The sequence below is a fragment of the uncultured Dysosmobacter sp. genome (assembly GCF_947631635.1).
Lineage (GTDB): Bacteria > Bacillota > Clostridia > Oscillospirales > Oscillospiraceae > Oscillibacter.
Genome location: NZ_CANRMB010000003.1, coordinates 104982 through 122004, shown reverse-complemented (window position 1 = coordinate 122004; position 17023 = coordinate 104982). Strand labels below are relative to the sequence as shown.

The following is a 17023-nucleotide window of genomic DNA, read 5'->3' as shown; positions in this document are numbered from 1 at the left end:
TCCTCACTTCTTAAACTTCTTGAAGAATTTTCTCCGCTCCTCATAGTTGTTGTCGCCCACGCTCTCGGCAAACTTCTTCAAGGCTTCCTTCTGCTCCTTGTTCAGATTCCGGGGGGTCTCGATATACACGGTCACGTATTGGTCTCCCCGGCCCCGGCCGTTGATGGAGGGGATGCCCTTGCCCTTCAGGCGGAAGGTGGTGCCGCTCTGGGTGCCCTCCGGCAGGGTGTACTTCACCTTGCCGTCGATGGTGGGAATCTCCAGCTCCGCGCCCAGGACCGCCTGGGCAAAGGTGATGGGAGCCTCGCACAGGACAGATGTGCCCTCCCTGCGGAACAGCTCATGGGGCCGGACGGTGATGGTGATCAGCAGGTCGCCCGCGGGACCGCCGTTCACACCGGCGTGGCCCTGGCCCCGGATGGAGATGGTCTGGCCGTTGTCGATCCCCGCGGGGATGGTGGCCTGGATGGTCTTGCGCTTCCGCACCGCGCCGGTGCCCCGGCAGTCCTTGCAGGGCTGGTGGATGATCCTTCCCTTGCCGCCGCACCGCCCGCAGGGGGAGGTGGTGGCAAACACGCCCATGGGCGTCTGCCGCCGGACCTGGACCGAGCCGGTGCCGTGGCAGTCCGGGCAGACCTCCGGCGTGGTGCCGGGGGCACATCCGTTGCCATGGCAGGTGTCGCACTGCTCCATGCGGTCCACGGTCACAGCCTTTTCGCAGCCAAAGGCCGCCTCCTCAAAGCTGATGGCCAGGGACATGCGGATGCTCTCGCCCCGCTGGGGCGCGTTGGGATTGCTCCGCCGGCCTCCGCCAAAGCCGCCGCCGAAAAAACTGCCGAAAATGTCGCCCAGATCGCCGAAGTCGAAGCTGCCGTCAAAGCCGGCGCCGCCCGCGCCGAAGTTGGGATCCACGCCTGCGTGGCCGTACTGGTCATAGCGGGCCTTCTTGTTGGGGTCGGACAGCACCTCATAGGCCTCGTTGACCTCTTTGAACTTCTCCTCGGCCTCCTTGTCGCCGGGGTTCAGGTCCGGGTGGTATTTCCGGGCCATCTTTTTATATGCTTTTTTGATCTCGTCCTCCGAGGCCCCTTTGGAGGTCCCCAGGACCTCGTAATAATCACGTTTATCTGCCATATATACACCTCAATTAGGAGTCAGAAATTCTGGAGTCCGGCTTTGCCGGACAAATTCAAATCATCCCGCCGCCAGCGGAATGCAAAATTCGATTTCTCAGTCCTAATTCTTAATTTGCGCCAAACGCTCCGAATGGGGCGGGGAAATTCTTCCCCGTCCCATCGGTCCGCGTCATGATTTACTGCTTATTCGTGTCGTCGTCATCGACTACCTTGTAGTCGGCGTCGTAGTACTGTCCGCCCTGGGCGCCGGCGTCGGGGCCGGGCTGCGCGCCGCCCTGGGCGCCCTGGGGATTGGCCTGCTGGTACAGCTTTTCGCTGACCGCGTAGAAGGACTGGGTCAGCTCCTCGGTGGCGGCCTTGATGGCGGCGGTATCCTGGCCCTTCAGGGTCTCCTTCAGCTTGTCGATACCGGCCTGGACCTTGTTCTTGTCGTCGGCGGGGATCTTATCACCCATCTCGGACAGGGTCTTTTCACTCTGATAGACCATCTGGTCGGCCTGGTTGCGGACCTCCACCTCTTCCTTCATCTTCTTGTCCTGGGCGGCATACTGCTCGGCTTCCTTGACGGCCTTCTCGATGTCGTCCTTGCTCATGTTGGAGGAGGAGGTGATGGTGATGTGCTGCTCCTTGCCGGTGCCCAGATCCTTGGCGGAGACATTCACGATGCCGTTGGCGTCGATGTCGAAGGTCACCTCGATCTGGGGCACGCCGCGGCGGGCGGGAGCGATGCCGTCCAGATGGAAACGGCCCAGGCTCTTGTTGGCCGCGGCCATCTCCCGCTCGCCCTGGAGGACATTGACCTCTACGGAGGTCTGGTTATCAGCGGCGGTGGAGAAGATCTGGCTCTTCTTCACGGGGATGGTGGTGTTGCGGTCAATGAGCTTGGTGCACACGCCGCCCATGGTCTCGATGCCCAGGGACAGGGGGGTGACGTCCAGCAGCAGCAGGCCCTTCACGTCGCCGGTGAGAACGCCCGCCTGCAGGGCGGCGCCCATGGCCACGCACTCGTCGGGGTTGATGCCCTTGAAGGGCTCGCTGCCGGTGAAGTTCTTCACAGCCTCCTGCACGGCGGGGATCCGGCTGGAGCCGCCCACAAGCAAAACCTTGGAGAGGTCGGAGGGCTTCAGGCCCGCGTCGCTCATAGCCTGGCGCACGGGGCCCATGGTGGCGTCCACCAGATGGGCGGTCAGCTCGTTGAACTTGGCCCGGGTCAGGGTCACGTCCAGGTGCTTGGGACCGGTGGCGTCGGCGGTGATATAGGGCAGGTTGATGTTGGAGGTGGTGACGCCGGACAGCTCGATCTTGGCCTTCTCCGCGGCCTCCTTCAGGCGCTGCATGGCGACCTTGTCGCTGGACAGGTCCACGCCGTCGGTGCGCTTGAACTCGTTGACCAGATACTTCATGACGCACTCGTCAAAGTCATCGCCGCCCAGGCGGTTGTTGCCGGCGGTGGCCAGGACCTCGATGACGCCGTCGTCGATCTCCAGGATGGACACATCGAAGGTGCCGCCGCCCAGGTCGTAGACCATGATCTTCTGGGACTGCTCCTTATCCACGCCGTAGGCCAGAGCCGCGGCGGTGGGCTCGTTGATGATGCGCTTCACGTCCAGGCCCGCGATCTTGCCCGCGTCCTTGGTGGCTTGGCGCTGGGAGTCGGTGAAGTAAGCGGGCACGGTGATGACTGCCTCGGTGACGGTGCTGCCCAGATAGGCCTCGGCGTCCGCCTTCAGCTTCTGCAGGATCATGGCGCTGATCTCCTGGGGGGTATAGTTCTTGCCGTCGATGGCGACCTTGTGGTCAGAGCCCATCTCACGCTTGATGGAGGAGATGGTGCGGTCGGGGTTGGTGATGGCCTGGCGCTTTGCCACCTGGCCCACCATACGCTCGCCGGTCTTGGAGAAGGCCACCACGGACGGGGTGGTGCGGTTGCCCTCCGCATTGGCGATGACGACTGCCTCGCCGCCCTCCATGACGGCGACACAGGAGTTGGTCGTACCGAGATCGATACCGATAACTTTAGACATAATTGGTTCCTCCTAAATCTATCAAAACATTTTTATATGACTGAATTGGGAAATACAGAATCACAAATCGGACGGGAGCGGGAAACATTTCATTCCGGATCAGTTCGCCACCTGCACGATGGCGTGGCGGATCACCTTTCCGTTCATTTCAAAGCCCGCCTGAAACACCTGGGCCACCTCATTCTCGCCGTAGCTCTCATCGTCGATGTGCATGACGGCGTTGTGCTTTTCCGGGTCAAAGGTCTGGCCCTTGGCCGCGATCTCCGTGACGCCCAGCTTTGCCAGAATGTCCTGATACTGGTGGAAGATCATCTCCAGGCCCTTTTTGTGGGGGGAGTCCTCATCGCCCTCCGTGGCCACGGCCCGCTCCAGGTTGTCGTACACCGCCAAAAATTCCCTGATGGTATCGGCCTTGGCATCCTGGTAGATGCTGTCCTTTTCCTTGGTGGTCCGCTTGCGGTAGTTGTCATACTCCGCTGTCAGCCGGGTGAACTGGTCCTTGACGGATTCCAGCTGCTTGGCCGCCAGCTCCATCTGCTCCACCTGTTCCCGGGTGAACGTATAGCCCTTTTCCTTTTTCTTTTTGCCCTTGCCGGGCTTTTCGGCCTTTTCCGCGGTCTCTCCGGTCTGGGCCTCCTGTTCAGGGCCTGCCTGGGTCTCCGGAGTCTCTTCCTCCATGGGCTGCTTGTTCTCTTCGCTCATTCCTTGGTATCCTCCTTCGGGGGTAATTCCTGTTTTCCGAACAGCCGGGTCAGCCCATCGGCAAAGCCGGAGAGCCGCGCGGCCACTGTGGCGTAATCCATTCTGGTGGGGCCTACCACGCCGATGAGGCCCCGCATGTCGTCGCCGATATCATAGCTGGCCACCACCACGCTGGTGTCCTTCAGGGCATCGCTGACGTTTTCTGGACCGATCAGGATCTTCATGGGGCCGTCGTCCGGCATGGGCAGGTTCTCCTTGCTGTCGGAGAGGAAGCTCATCAGCTCGTGGGCCTTGTCGGCGTCCCGGAACTCCGGCAGCTTCAAAAGCTGGTTGGCGCCTGCGGTAATGATCTCCCGCTGGCTGGCCTCCTCCAGCACATCCACCGCATAGGCGATGGTCTGGGAGAGGAGCAAAAACAGCTGGGGCGGCACCTGTTCGGCCACGTTCATCAGCCGCTGGTTCATCTCATCGGTGGGGATCCCGGTGAAATGACTGTTCAGCAGTGTCACCAGGGTGGGCATCTGCTCGATATCCACCTTTAATTGCAGGCGGAGCAGCTGGCTCTTCACCCGGTTGTCGCCCATCATCATGACCACGATGCAGCTGCGTTCATCCACCGGCAGCAGCTCGAACCGCCGGGCGGTCATCTTCTTTTTTCCGGTGGCGGTGATATAGGCGGGGTAATTGATAAAGGAGGAGACCGCCCGCCCCGCCTGGGAGATCACCCGGTCCAGCTCCTCCATCTTCAGCTGGAGGGACTGGTTGATCTTTTCCGTCTCCGCGATGGACAGCTTCTGCCGCTCCATCAACTCATTGACATACAGCCGGTAGCCCTTGGGGGAGGGGACCCGTCCGGAGGAGGTATGGGGCTGTTCCAAATAGCCCAGCTCCACCAGGTCCGCCAGCTCGTTGCGGATGGTGGCGGAGCTGACGCTTCCGCCCATCTCGGCGGCAATGGCCTTGGAGCCCACCGGCTCGGCGGTCTGGATATAGTCCTCTACCACGACCTTCAATATTTGCTTTTTCCGGTCCGTCAGCTCCACAAAAGCACCTCTGCTGTATCCGCTTGCATCTCAAACAGTTTAGCACTCTCTTTCCTGGAGTGCTAAAGCGAGTTTACCACCACGCCCCACCATTGTCAATGGATGGATATAAACAAATTGTAAATAAATAGAAGATGTTTTTTGAACATTGAAATTTCCGGCATTTTCCCCCGTCCCCAGGGGGCGCGCAGGCAAAAAAGGTCCCGCCTCGGAGCTTCGAGGCGGGACCTTTTTTGAATTGGTATACCGGCTTACTGAGCGGCGCCGGCAGCCTCCGCTGCCTTGGCTTCCGCGGCGGCCTTGGCCTTTTCAGCCTGGGCCTTCTTGATCGCCTTATACTTCTCCTTCTCCTCCGCGGTGGCGGCGGGCAGGATGGCGTCACGGGGGCAGACCTTGGTGCAGAGCTTGCAGCCCACGCACTTGTCATAGTCGATGACGGCCACGCCGTTGACCACGTGGATGGCGTCCTTCTTGCACTCCTTCTGGCACAGACCGCAGCCGATGCAGGAGCTGGAGCAGACGCTCATGGCGGCCTTGCCCTTATCCTGGTTGGCGCAGGCCACATGGACCTTCTTGGAGGCGGGGACGGAGACGATCAGGTGGCGGGGGCAGGCATTGGCGCAGGCCATGCAGGCGGTGCACTTGTCGGGGTCCACCACGGCGGAGCCGTTGGGGCCGATGGACATGGCGCCGAACTGGCAGGCGGCCACGCAGGAGCCGAAGCCCAGGCAGCCGAAGGCGCAGTCCAGAGGACCGGCGGCCACCTTGGTGGCGGCGGTGCAGTCCTTCACACCCACATAGTCAAAGCGCTTCTTGGCGTTGAGGCCGCCGTTGCAGCGGACGAACGCCACCTGGCGCTCCCCGGTGGGAGCCTCCTGGCCCATGATCTTGGCGATGGCGGCGGCATTTTCAGGGCCTGCGGGGGCGCAGGCAGTGACAGGCGCGGTGCCCGCCAGGATGGCGGCGGCGCAGCCGCCGCAGCCGGGGAAGCCGCAGCCGCCGCAGTTGGCGCCGGCCAGATGGCTCAGGATCTGTTCTTCACGGGGGTCCTTTTTCACCTCGAAGATCTTGGAGGCAACGGCCAGGACCAGGCCGAACGCGGCGCCCAAAACGCCCAGCACCACAATGGCAGCAATCATATTACCCATATTCAGCGCCTCCTTACCAAACCTTCAGGCCGGAGAAGCCCATGAAAGCCAGGGCCATCAGACCTGCGGTGACCAGTGCGATGGGGAAGCCGTCCCAGTTCTTGGGATAGTCGGCAAACACCAGACGCTCCCGGATGCTGGCGAACAGCACGATGGCCAGCAGGAAGCCCAGGCCGCCGGTGATGCCGTAGACGACAGAGGAGATGAAGTTGTAGTTGCTCTGCACGTTCAGCAGCACCACGCCCAGCACGGCGCAGTTGGTGGTGATCAGAGGCAGATACACGCCCAGCGCGGTGTACAGGGAGGGCATGGACTTCTGCAGGAACATCTCAATGAACTGCACCAGGGAGGCGATGACCAGAATGAAGGCCACGGTCTGCATATACTCCAGGCCGAAGCGGGTCAGCACGAATTCATTGACCACATAGCACACGGCGGAGGCCAGGCCCATGACGAAGGTCACGGCGATGCCCATGCCCACGGCGGTGTCGATCTTCTTGGAAACGCCCAGGAAGGGGCAGATGCCCAGGAACTGGGAGAAGATGAAGTTGTTTGCCAAAATAGCGCCCAGCGTAATCGCCAGGAGTTCAAAAATCTGATCCATTATTTGCTCTCCTCCTTGTTCTTGGATCTAGCAAGCGCCCACTGCATGGTGGCGATCAGCGTGCCCAGGACCAGGAAGCCGCCCACGGGCAGGGTCAGCATACCGACGGGATACTGCTCGGGAATGATGCGGATGCCGTTCAGGGTGCCGGCGCCCAGCAGCTCACGGATGAAGCACATGATCAGCAGGACCACGGTGTAGCCGATGCCCTGGCAGATGCCGTCCACAGCGGAGGCCAGCACGCCGTTCTTATAGGCAAAGGCCTCGGCGCGGCCCAGAATGATGCAGTTCACCACGATCAGGGGGATGAACACGCCCAGGGACGCGGCGATGGCGGGGACGAATGCCTGTAAGCACAGGTCCACGCAGGTCACGAAACCGGCGATGACCACGATGAACATGGCGATACGGATCTTATCGGGGACCAGCTTGCGGATGGCGGCGATCACGATGTTGGACAGGGTCAGGATGATCAGAACGGAAACGCCCATGCCCAGGCCGTTGGCGATGGAAGTCGTGATGGCCATGGTGGAGCACATGCCCAGCACCTGGACCAGAACGGGGTTCTGGGTCAGCAGGCCCTCTTTTAATTGTCTACCGAAATTCATAGTTCAGCTCCCCCTTTCTCAGCCGATGGCGCCGGCCACGGCCAGCGCGGCATTGACGCCGGTGGTGACGCCCTTGGTGGACACGGTGGCGCCGGAGATGGCGTCCACATTGGTGCCGACCACCAGGGTGCCGTCGGCGGCGCTCTTGCCGATGAACTGGTCCAGAACGCCGTTGACGTTGGTCATGACCTTGGAGCCGATGCCGGAGGTCTCAGAGTTCTTGACGATGGAGACGCCGGAGACAGCTCCCTCGCTGTCCACGCCCACCATCATCTCGATGTTGTCCTGGGAGCCGCTGGCCACGATCTTGACGGCATAGCCGCCAAATTCGCCGCCCACCTGGTACTCATACACGGAGTCCAGGGTGGCGCCGGCACCGGAGGCCGCGGCGGTCATGGCGTCGCTGTTCTCCATGGCCTCGGAGAACTCGGTGTTGTCGGGATCAGCCACGACGGCCTTCATGGCCGCCACGGTATTCTGCCAGTTGGTCTCCGCAATGGGACCGGCGGTGATGCTGTTGACATAGCCCAACAGGCCGGCGACGATCACGCAGGTCACAAACAGAGTCACGGTCAGCTTGATGATGTACTTGGGGTCCATATCGACCTTTTCCTTGGTTTTCACTTCGTTGCTCATTTCGCAGCCGCCTCCTTCTTATCGGATTTCACGACGCCAAAACGAGTGGGCTTGGTGTACTTGTCGATCAGGGCCACACACAGGTTCATGACCATGATGGAGTAGCAGACGCCTTCGTTATAGGAGCCGAAGTAACGGATGAACACGGTGAACAGGCCGCAGCCGATGCCGAAGATCAGCTGGCCCTTCTTGGTGACGGGAGAGGTGGCGTAGTCCGTGGCCATGAAAAAGGCGCCCAGCATCAGGCCGCCGCCGAACAGGCTGTACAGCATCCACTCCACGCTGGAGCCGGCCTTGGGGAACAGGAAGGTCAGGACAGCCACGGTGCCGATGTAGGCCACGGGGGTCTGCCAGTTGATGACCTTGCGCCAGATCAGATACACGCCGCCGACGATCAGCAGCAGGGCGGAAACCTCGCCCAGGGAGCCGCCGGTCTTGCCCAGGAACATGTCGGCCACGCTGTAGAGGCCCTTCAGGCCCTCCATGTCGCCGGTCTTCATATAGGCCAGCGGGGTGGCGGCAGTGACGACATCCGCGGCGCCGCCCAGCAGGGGCGCCTTATTGACGGCGGGATCCACCCAGGTGGTCATGATGCCGGCATAGCTGCCCAGCAGGAACGCACGGCCGGCCAGGGCGGGGTTGACAAAGTTCTTGCCGATGCCGCCGAAGAGCTGCTTGACCACCACGATGGCGAAGAAGTCGCCGATGAGGATCGTCCAGTAGGGGGTGGTAACGGGGCTGACGAACGCCAGCAGCATACCGGTGACCACGGCGCTGAGGTCGCCCACGGACTGGGGCTTCTTCATGAGCTTGCGGTACAGCCACTCAAAGAACATGCAGCCCACCACAGACACCACGGTCAGGGTCAGGGCCTTCACGCCAAAGCAGAACACGGCCCACACCAGGGCGGGCACCATGGCGATGACTACGTCCAGCATGATGGAGCGGGTGGTCTCGCTGCTGCGGATATGAGGATTGGAAGTGGCAATGAGCTTCAAATTCTTGTAATCCGTCATTTGTTCACAGCCTCCTTCTTCTCTTCCGCGGCCTTCTTGGCCTCGGCCGCGGCCTTATCGGCAGCCATCTTGTTCTTCACCAGCTGCTTACCGTATTTGAACATATGGGTCAGATGCATCCGGGCGGGGCAGGCGTAAGCGCAGGCGCCGCACTCCATGCAGTCCATAATGTGGGCGTCGTTCAGCTCATCCACCATGCCCTTGGCGGCATACTGATACATAAACAGGGGCTCCAGGTGCACGGGGCAGGCGGCGACGCACTTGCCGCAGCGGATACACTGGGGATTCTCCACGGTCTGCTCCTCGTTCTCGCAGAAGGCCAGCATCGCGCCGGTGCCCTTGCCCACGGGAACATCTGCGGTGTACTGCGCCATGCCCATCATGGGGCCGCCGGCGATGATCTTGTATGTACCGTCCTTCAGGCCGCCGCAGGCGTCGAACAGAAGGGACACCGGGGTGCCGATGGGGCACTCAATGTTCTTCGGCTCAATGACGCCGGAGCCGGAGACCGTGACGATCTTGTTCACCACGGGCATGCCCTGGGTGATGGCGCGGTAGATGGCGCAGGTGGTGTTGATATTGAACACGGCGCAGCCGATGTTGCTGGGCAGTCCTCCGGGAGGCACCTGCTTGCCGGTGATGGCCTGGCAGAGCTGTTTCTCACCGCCCTGGGGGTAACGGCAGTGCAGGGGCTCCACCACCACGGGGGCCTTCTGCTCGGCAATGACCTTGTTCATGGCGTCGATGCCGTTCTGCTTGTTGTCCTCCACGCCGATGATGACCTTGTCCACGCCGAACATCTTGGCCAGATACTTGCAGCCGCCGATGATCTCCTCGGGGCGCTCCAGCATGGTGCGATGGTCGCCGGTGATGTAGGGCTCGCACTCCGCGCCGTTGATGATGACGGTATCGACCTTGCCGATGCCGCCGGAGATCTTGACGTGGGTGGGGAAGGTCGCGCCGCCCATGCCGACGATGCCGGCGTTCTTGACGGCCTCCACCATCTCGTCCACCGTCAGGGCGTCGGGATCGGCGGGTGCCTGGACCTCTTCAGACAGCTCGTCCTGGAAATCATTCTCGATGATCACGGACATCATGTTGCCGCCCATGGAATAGGGGCGGGGCTCCACAGCCTTGACCGTGCCGGAAACACTGGCGTGGATGGGCGCGCCCAGGCCGCGGAATTCGCCGATCTTCTGGCCCACTTTTACATGGTCCCCCGCTTTTACCAGGGGAGTGCAAGGTGCGCCAAAGTGCATCGACATGGGGATGACCACCTCTGCCGGCGGTGCCAGCTGTTCGATGGCCTTTTCATTGGTCGCGGCTTTCATGTCATTTGGATGAACGCCGCCAAAGAAAGCGTGTGCCATTGTCTTCACCTCATTTTTACTCCTGATAGCGTCAGGGCGCTGGCAGAGCCTGATCCATGGGCTGGGAGCAGGCAGATACGCCCTGGTGATACTACCACATACTGCGCTTCATTCTACACCTAAATTTTAAAAATGTCCAGACTGTGAACGACAATTTTTGCGGAAAATGTTCTTTTTTTCACAATTCCCTGGTAATTTTGGATATCTTTGCCCGCTGTGAAGGAAATACCGCCGGATTCCGGCAGCCTCGCTTGTCAATTCCGCCGAAACATGATAGACTGTTTTTATCCTATCTGCCGGAGCGCCGGCTATTCTGAACATATGGAGGACCCTTCCATGATGGCTGAGTTGATCGACCGAAAACAGCTGAAAGCTGATACCAAAGACCTGCTGGCGGACGCCCAGGTATCCCCCAAGGCCATGACGGCGCTGTATCTGGTGCTTTTGATGGTCATCGATCTGGTGGACGAGTGGGCGGGCAACGGCCAGGCCTTAATGGACCGAAATCTGCTGGGCATCTTCGTCTATGTACTGGCGGCGCTGCTGAACTCCATCCTCGGTGTCGGCTTCGTGCTGTACTGCATGGCCATCCGCCGGGGCGAGCGGGCCGAATACCTGACCCTGTTCGACGGCTTCTCCTTCGTCGGCAAGATCATCGGCCTGGAGATCATAACGGCTGTCTTCGTCTCCCTGTGGTCCATGCTCTTTGTGATCCCCGGCATCATCGCATCTTACCGCTACCGCTTCGCGCTGTACAACCTGTGTGAAAACCCGGGCATCGGCGTGATGGAGGCGCTGGACATGAGCAAGCGGCAGACCGCAGGCTACAAGGGCCAGCTCTTCACCCTGGACCTGAGCTATCTGGGCTGGGGCCTTCTGGAGAGCCTCCCCGTCATCATTCTGACAGTCCTGCTGTATCAGTTCATGTTCCAAGCCCTTTTATCCGGCGGTTATCCGGACCCCGCTGTCCTGATCCAGCAGTTTGAAAGCTCCATGCCTCTTCCCCTCTGGGCCTGGGGGCTGGTGGGGGGACTGTGGTCCCTGGCGGTATCCCTGTTCTACCGGCCCAACTACCAGTGCGTGGACTTGGGCTACTTTGAGACCGCCAAGCGCACCTCCGGCGTGGGAGAGGACGCCGCGCCCCAGCAGGACCGGGACGCCTGGAACAACGGCATGGGCCCCGACGGCTTGGGCGGCCTGTAAACAGCGTACAAAGCCCCCGCGGATTTTAGAACCCGCGGGGGCTTTGTTTTTGCATTTACAGGCTGGAAAATTCACGCCGGACATAGCTGTTCCTCCGCAGGGCCAGCGCCAGCAGCGTGGAGACCGCGATGCCAAAGGCCGCCTGCGCCAAATTGCTGGGGATCCCCGCGGCGCTGCCCGCCAGACTCCCCACAATGAACAGGCCGTCATACAGCCAGTAGCCCACGACCATGATCGCCTCCGCTGCCGCGCCGCACACCACCAGCGCCCAGGGCTTTTTCCCCAGTCCGCGGTACAGCACGGCCGCTGTCAGGCCCATAAGCGCCTTGATGACCAGCGTTCCGGGCACCCAGGCCGGATAGCCCGACAGCAGGTCCGCCAGCGCGGGGCCGGTGCCTCCGGCAATGGCGCCATAGACCGGGCCCAGCAGAAACGCGCCCAGCAGCACCACCGCGTCGCCCAGGTTCATATAGCCGCCGGTGGGGGAGGGGACCATCAGCACCCTGGTCGCCACATAGCCCAGCGCCGCAAACAGCGCCGTCATGACCCACAGCCTTGTCTGATTCGCCTTCATCTTTCACTCTCCTTCCGCTCTTGAAGCTGTTGCCATCATACGGCAATTGTGATATGATTCAAATAGTCAATTTTATTCTTTTTTATAAGATCAGAAAGGAGACGGCATATGCTGACCTATCCGCTGGAAGAACGGGGAGGACTCCCCCTGTATGAATACCTGTACCGCCGCATCCGGGCGGACATCCTGAACGGCACCCTGACAGCGGGGGAGCGCCTGCCCTCCAAGCGCGCCCTGGCGGAGCATCTGCACGTCTCCGTCATCACCGTGGAGGGCGCCTACCAGCAGCTGGAGGCGGAGGGCTATGTCTACACCCAGCCCAAGCGGGGGTTTTTCGTCTCCGCCCTGGACCGGGCGCCGGAGGCCGCCGCCCCGGTGTCCATCCCGCCGGAAGCGCCGCCCGCCGCCTGGAAGCTGGACCTGCGGAGCAACCGGGTGGACGGCTCCCGCTTTCCGGTGTCCACCTGGGCGCGGCTGACCCGGCAGGTCCTGTCCGAGGGCGGCGCGGCCCTTCTCGCCCCGGTGCCCCACCAGGGGCTTTTCGCCCTGCGGCAGGCCATTGCCGACGACCTGCGGGACCTCAAGGGCATGGCGGTGTCCCCGGAGCAGATCGTGGTGGGGGCGGGCGCGGAGTACCTGTACCTGCTGCTGGCTCAGCTCCTGGGCCGGGACGCGGTGTTTGCGGTGGAGGACCCGGGCTATCCCAAGATCCGGCAGATCTATCACAAATGCGGGTCCGCCTGTGTGCCGGTGCCCCTGGACCAGTGGGGCATGGATCTGGACGCCCTGAAGGCGTCCAAAGCCAATGTGGTCCACATCTCCCCCTCCCACCACTATCCCACCGGCATCGTCACACCCATCGGCCGCCGGCAGGCCCTGCTCCGGTGGGCGGAGGAGACCGGCGGCGTTATCATCGAGGACGACTATGACAGCGAGTTCCGCTTTGCCGGACGGCCCATCCCCACCCTGCAGAGCATCGACGGCGGCGGGCGGGTCATCTACATGAACACCTTCTCCCAGACCATCTCGCCCTCCATGCGCGTGGGCTTCATGGTCCTGCCGCCCAGCCTGCTGGAGCGCTACCGCTGGGAGCTGGACTTCTACGCCTGCACCGTCCCGGCGCTGGAGCAGCATGTTCTGGCCCGGTTCCTCAGCCGGGGCCACTATGAGCAGCACCTCTCCCGGATGCGGAAGGAATACCGGGACCGCCGCGCCGCCGTGCTGGAAGCCTTTCACGCCAGCGCCTTCTCCCGGCGCATCACCATCTCCGAGCAGGGAGCCGGTCTCCATTTCCTGCTGCATCTGGATACAGAGCAGGACGACGATTCCCTCCGGCGGCGGGCGGAGGCGCTGGGCATCCGGCTGGGCTTTTTGTCCGAGTACGCCGCCATTCCCCGCCCCGGATATGCCCATACGCTGGTGGTGAATTACGCCGGCCTGGGTCCCGGCCAGCTGCCGGAGGCCATGGCCCTGCTGTCACAGGTATTTGCATAACAGAGCGCCCCGCTTCTGCGGGGCGCTCTGTCAAAAATGCTTTACAGATTTTCGTCCAAAACGGAGGTGAATGCCTCGGCGGGCATCACGCCCACCTTCCGGTCAAACTCCCGGCCATCTTTCAGAAACACCACCGTGGGGATGCTCATCACGCCGAAGCGTGCCGCCAGCTCCGGCTCCTCGTCCACATTGACCTTGCCCACCAGGGCCTTGCCCGCATACTGTTCCGCGATGGCCTCCACCACCGGGGAGAGCATCTTGCAGGGGCCGCACCAGGAGGCCCAGAAGTCCACCATCGCCAGAGGCGCCGCGTCCACAGCCGCGTCGAATTCCGCAGTTTTCAAATGATTGATCGCCATAATCGTTTCTCCTTTGTTTTATTTCAAATTTGTTTTTCTTGATAATTCCGCCGCATATCCGGCGGCGCTCTGTCCCGCCACCAGGCCCTCTCCTGCGGCCTTGGACACCTGGAGGGGACCGCCGGTGCAGTCTCCCGCCGCGAACAGGCCCGGCAGGTTGGTAGCCATCCTCCGGTCCACCGTCACATAGCCGTTTTCCACAGCCAGCCCCGGAAAGAGGTCCGTGGGCGCCATGGTGGGCCGCAGCAGGAACACCCCCGCCGCCGGGACCGTCTCCCCGTCGCAGGTGACGGCCTCCACCTGGGTCCCTCCGGTGATGGCGCAGTGCTTCGGCCTGTCGAAGTAGGTAACGGAGCAGCCGATGCTTTGCAGGAACTCAGCCTCCCGGCGGGCGGCATCGCCGTATCCCAGCACCGCCACCGGCTTGCCCCGGTACAGCATCCCGTCGCAGGTGGCGCAGTAGCTGACGCCCCGCCCCAGGAATTCCGCCTCGCCGGGGAATTTCTTCCCCCGGGCCACGCCCGCCGCCAGGACGAGTGCCTTCGCGTTCTCCATGTCGCTCCCGATGCTCACGTACCAGGTGTCTCCCATGCGGACGGCGTTCAGCACCTTTCCGGCGCAAAACTCCGCTCCGGCCTCCTCCGCGTGGCGGCGCAGGGCGGTCAGCAGCTGGGGGCCCGACATGCCGGGCAGACCCAGGTAGTTGTCCACCTTCTCCGCCCGCCACAGGGGATTTTCCTCCAGCGGATTGGAGACCACCAGCACGCTGCGGCCTCTGGCCCGGACATTCAGCGCCGCAGACAGCCCCGCCGGGCCGCCGCCGATCACCAGCACATCATAGGACATAGGTCTCAGCCTCCTCTCCCATCAGCGCCGCCACCAGGGCGGCCACCTCGCTGGACGCGGCACGGTAGTAGACCTCGTTTCCAGCCCGCTCCGCCGCTACCACGCCCGCCGCCCGCAGCTTCTGCAAATGCTGGGAAATACAGGATTGGGACATGCCCGTCTCGACCTCCATGCAGCTGACGTTGCGGCATCCAGTGTTCAGCAGGCCATGGACGATCTGCAGCCGGACCGGATTGGAGAGCGCCTTCAGCAGCGCGGCCCGCTCCTCATAGTCTATGCGGTTTTCCATTGCTTTACCGCCTTTCCTCTGCCTTTTATAATATTAGAATATCTTAATATTCTAAATTGTGAAGTCGTTTTTGCAACAGAGCAAAAATTTAGGTCCTCGGTTGCTTTTACGGCGGGAGTTTGATAAACTGGTGCCAACGCAAAAGGGGGAGCCGGCGGCTGGTCCCACCGGCTCCCTATTCAAAAAAGCGGCGGCGCCAAACCCAGGGGCGGACGCTGCGCGGAGTTGTTGACTGGGGGCGTCCCGGCCGCTTGCACCATCCTATGCGGCGCCGTTTTTTCCCGCCACCGGGTCCATTGGGCCTGTCCCGGCTCCGCCGCCGCCAAACTGACAGAAAAGAGGGCTTTCACATGATCAAAATCGCACCTTCCATCCTCTCCGCTGATTTTGCAAATCTGGAGCGGGATATCCGCCGCATCTCCACCGCCGATTACGTCCACGTAGACGTGATGGACGGCGTGTTCGTGCCCAACATCTCCATCGGCATCCCGGTGGTGCAGTCCATCCGCAAGGTGACGGACATGTTTCTGGACGTCCACCTGATGATCGTGGAGCCGGTGCGGTACGTGGAGCAGTTCTGCGACGCCGGGGCCGACCTGGTGACGGTCCATGTGGAGGCGGACTCCGAGCATAAGATCATGGCGGCCATTGACAAGATCCACGCCAAGGGCAAGAAGGCGGGCATCGTCCTGAAGCCCAAGACGCCCGCGGAAGCAGCCCTGCCCTTCCTGGAGCATGTGGACCTGATTTTGGTAATGACCGTGGAGCCGGGCTTCGGCGGCCAGAAATTCATGGCGGACATGATGCCCAAGGTCTCCGCCCTGCGGAAGCTCATCGACGAAAAGAACCCCGCCTGCGAGCTGGAGGTGGACGGCGGCGTGGCCCCCGACACCTGCAAAACCTGCATCGAGGCGGGCGCCAACGTGCTGGTGGCCGGCAGTGCCGTGTATAAGGCACCGGATATCCCCGCCCGCATCGCTGAGCTGAGAGGCTGAACCCATGAGAAACATCAATGATCTTCCCAGGATCCCGCTGGGCCTGTTCCCCACGCCCTTCTACAAGCTGGAGGTCATCAGCGCCAGGTACGGCAAAAACATCTGGATCAAGCGGGACGACCTGTGCGGCGTGGCTCTGGGCGGCAACAAGGTCCGCAAGCTGGAATTTTTGCTGGCGGACGCCAAAAACCAGGGCTGCGACACGGTGTTCACCACCGGAGGCGCCCAGTCCAACCACGCCATGCTCACCGCCGCCTGCGCGGCGCGGGCCGGGATGAAATGCATCCTGCTGCTGAAAAAGCGGGGCGTCACCGAGCACCGGGGCAATCTGGTGCTGAACGACATCTACGGCGCGGACGTCCGGTTTGTGGACACCGACAGCTACGACGACATCTATGCCGAGATGCACCGCATCGGGGGCGAGCTGGCCGGCCGGGGGCATAAGGCCTATGAGATCCCGGTGGGCGGCTCCAATCCTCTGGGGGCCGTCGGCTATGTCAGCTGTGTCCGGGAGTTCACCATCCAGGCCCTGGCAGCGGGCATCCGCGTGGGCCACATCGTCTCCGCCACCGGCTCCGGCGGCACCAGCGCCGGGCTTCTGCTGGGGGCCAAGCTGTTCCAGCCCGGCGTCAAGGTCACGGGCATCGGCGTGGATGACGACCCCTTTGACCGGATCGTCCCCGATTTGGCCGCCGGAGCGGCGGAGATCCTGAACTGCGCCTTCACCCGGGAGGCGGATGACTTCCGGTCCGTCTGCCGCATGGGAGACGGCTATGCCATCCCCAACCCGGCGGACACCCCCTATATCCACGAACTGGCCCGGACCGAGGGCATCCTGCTGGACCCCGTCTACACCGGAAAGGCCTGGGCGGGTATGCTGGAGCTGCTGAAGGAGGGGTATTTTGACGGGGAGGACGATCTCGTCTTTGTTCACACCGGCGGCGCTCCGGCCCTGTTCGCCATCGATCTCCCATAA

The 17023-nt window shown here is 62.2% G+C and carries 18 protein-coding genes; 4 read left to right on the top strand and 14 right to left on the bottom strand.

The genetic code is table 11. The annotated features are described in order from the left end of the window. Window positions 1-3 precede the first annotated feature (3 nt). The 10 genes from dnaJ to rsxC form a co-directional block, all read right to left on the bottom strand. Window positions 4-1134: a molecular chaperone DnaJ gene (gene dnaJ, locus Q0Z71_RS03190; RefSeq protein WP_298018128.1), complete on the bottom strand. Its 1131-nt coding sequence runs from the start codon at window positions 1132-1134 to the stop codon at window positions 4-6. 178 nt (window positions 1135-1312) lie between these two features. Further along, window positions 1313-3160: a molecular chaperone DnaK gene (gene dnaK / locus Q0Z71_RS03185; RefSeq protein ID WP_298018125.1), complete on the bottom strand. Its 1848-nt coding sequence runs from the start codon at window positions 3158-3160 to the stop codon at window positions 1313-1315. A gap of 99 nt (window positions 3161-3259) precedes the next feature. Further along, on the bottom strand, window positions 3260-3862 hold the full coding sequence (grpE, locus tag Q0Z71_RS03180) for a nucleotide exchange factor GrpE (RefSeq protein ID WP_298018122.1): 603 nt from the start codon (window positions 3860-3862) through the stop codon (window positions 3260-3262). Continuing rightward, complete coding sequence (gene hrcA / locus Q0Z71_RS03175; protein ID WP_298018119.1) at window positions 3859-4905, bottom strand: heat-inducible transcriptional repressor HrcA; 1047 nt, start codon at window positions 4903-4905, stop codon at window positions 3859-3861. The genes grpE and hrcA overlap by 4 nt, the downstream gene beginning before the upstream one ends. Window positions 4906-5156: 251 nt before the next feature. After that, on the bottom strand, window positions 5157-6053 hold the full coding sequence (locus Q0Z71_RS03170) for an RnfABCDGE type electron transport complex subunit B (RefSeq protein WP_298018116.1): 897 nt from the start codon (window positions 6051-6053) through the stop codon (window positions 5157-5159). A gap of 13 nt (window positions 6054-6066) precedes the next feature. Beyond that, window positions 6067-6657, bottom strand: coding sequence for an electron transport complex subunit RsxA (gene rsxA / locus Q0Z71_RS03165; RefSeq protein WP_298018113.1), 591 nt, complete (start codon window positions 6655-6657; stop codon window positions 6067-6069). After that, complete coding sequence (rsxE, locus tag Q0Z71_RS03160; protein ID WP_298018110.1) at window positions 6657-7265, bottom strand: electron transport complex subunit RsxE; 609 nt, start codon at window positions 7263-7265, stop codon at window positions 6657-6659. The genes rsxA and rsxE overlap by 1 nt, the downstream gene beginning before the upstream one ends. Window positions 7266-7283: 18 nt before the next feature. Beyond that, window positions 7284-7901 (bottom strand): FMN-binding protein, encoded by a 618-nt coding sequence (locus tag Q0Z71_RS03155; protein WP_298018107.1) that lies wholly within the window; start codon window positions 7899-7901, stop codon window positions 7284-7286. Continuing rightward, window positions 7898-8917 (bottom strand): RnfABCDGE type electron transport complex subunit D, encoded by a 1020-nt coding sequence (locus tag Q0Z71_RS03150; RefSeq protein ID WP_298018105.1) that lies wholly within the window; start codon window positions 8915-8917, stop codon window positions 7898-7900. The genes Q0Z71_RS03155 and Q0Z71_RS03150 overlap by 4 nt, the downstream gene beginning before the upstream one ends. Beyond that, window positions 8914-10287 carry an electron transport complex subunit RsxC gene (gene rsxC / locus Q0Z71_RS03145; RefSeq protein WP_298018196.1) on the bottom strand — a complete coding sequence of 458 codons (1374 nt, stop codon included), beginning with the start codon at window positions 10285-10287 and terminating at the stop codon, window positions 8914-8916. Before rsxC ends, Q0Z71_RS03150 begins: the two co-directional genes overlap by 4 nt. 336 nt (window positions 10288-10623) lie before the next feature. Here rsxC and Q0Z71_RS03140 point away from each other — a divergent pair, with 336 nt between their 5' ends. Next, window positions 10624-11490: a DUF975 family protein gene (locus tag Q0Z71_RS03140; protein WP_298018103.1), complete on the top strand. Its 867-nt coding sequence runs from the start codon at window positions 10624-10626 to the stop codon at window positions 11488-11490. 55 nt (window positions 11491-11545) lie between these two features. Here the strand turns inward: Q0Z71_RS03140 and Q0Z71_RS03135 are convergent, their stop codons facing one another. Beyond that, on the bottom strand, window positions 11546-12064 hold the full coding sequence (locus Q0Z71_RS03135) for an ECF transporter S component (RefSeq protein ID WP_298018100.1): 519 nt from the start codon (window positions 12062-12064) through the stop codon (window positions 11546-11548). A gap of 108 nt (window positions 12065-12172) precedes the next feature. On the opposite strand from Q0Z71_RS03135, the gene Q0Z71_RS03130 reads away from it, so the two are divergent. Beyond that, window positions 12173-13558, top strand: a complete 1386-nt coding sequence (locus Q0Z71_RS03130) for a PLP-dependent aminotransferase family protein (RefSeq protein WP_298018098.1) — start codon at window positions 12173-12175, stop codon at window positions 13556-13558. A gap of 41 nt (window positions 13559-13599) precedes the next feature. On the opposite strand, the gene trxA is transcribed toward Q0Z71_RS03130, so the two are convergent. The 3 genes from trxA to Q0Z71_RS03115 are packed head-to-tail and all read right to left on the bottom strand — an operon-like array spanning window position 13600 to window position 15052. Continuing rightward, entirely contained in the window at window positions 13600-13917 is a 318-nt protein-coding gene (trxA, locus tag Q0Z71_RS03125; RefSeq protein ID WP_298018095.1) for a thioredoxin, read from the bottom strand. Window positions 13918-13935: 18 nt separating this feature from the next. Continuing rightward, window positions 13936-14763 carry an NAD(P)/FAD-dependent oxidoreductase gene (locus Q0Z71_RS03120; protein WP_298018092.1) on the bottom strand — a complete coding sequence of 276 codons (828 nt, stop codon included), beginning with the start codon at window positions 14761-14763 and terminating at the stop codon, window positions 13936-13938. Beyond that, entirely contained in the window at window positions 14753-15052 is a 300-nt protein-coding gene (locus tag Q0Z71_RS03115) for a helix-turn-helix transcriptional regulator (protein WP_298018089.1), read from the bottom strand. Before Q0Z71_RS03115 ends, Q0Z71_RS03120 begins: the two co-directional genes overlap by 11 nt. 350 nt (window positions 15053-15402) lie before the next feature. Between Q0Z71_RS03115 and rpe the strand changes: the two genes are divergently transcribed. Then, window positions 15403-16047 carry a ribulose-phosphate 3-epimerase gene (gene rpe / locus Q0Z71_RS03110; protein ID WP_298018087.1) on the top strand — a complete coding sequence of 215 codons (645 nt, stop codon included), beginning with the start codon at window positions 15403-15405 and terminating at the stop codon, window positions 16045-16047. 4 nt (window positions 16048-16051) lie between these two features. After that, entirely contained in the window at window positions 16052-17023 is a 972-nt protein-coding gene (locus tag Q0Z71_RS03105; protein ID WP_298018084.1) for a 1-aminocyclopropane-1-carboxylate deaminase/D-cysteine desulfhydrase, read from the top strand.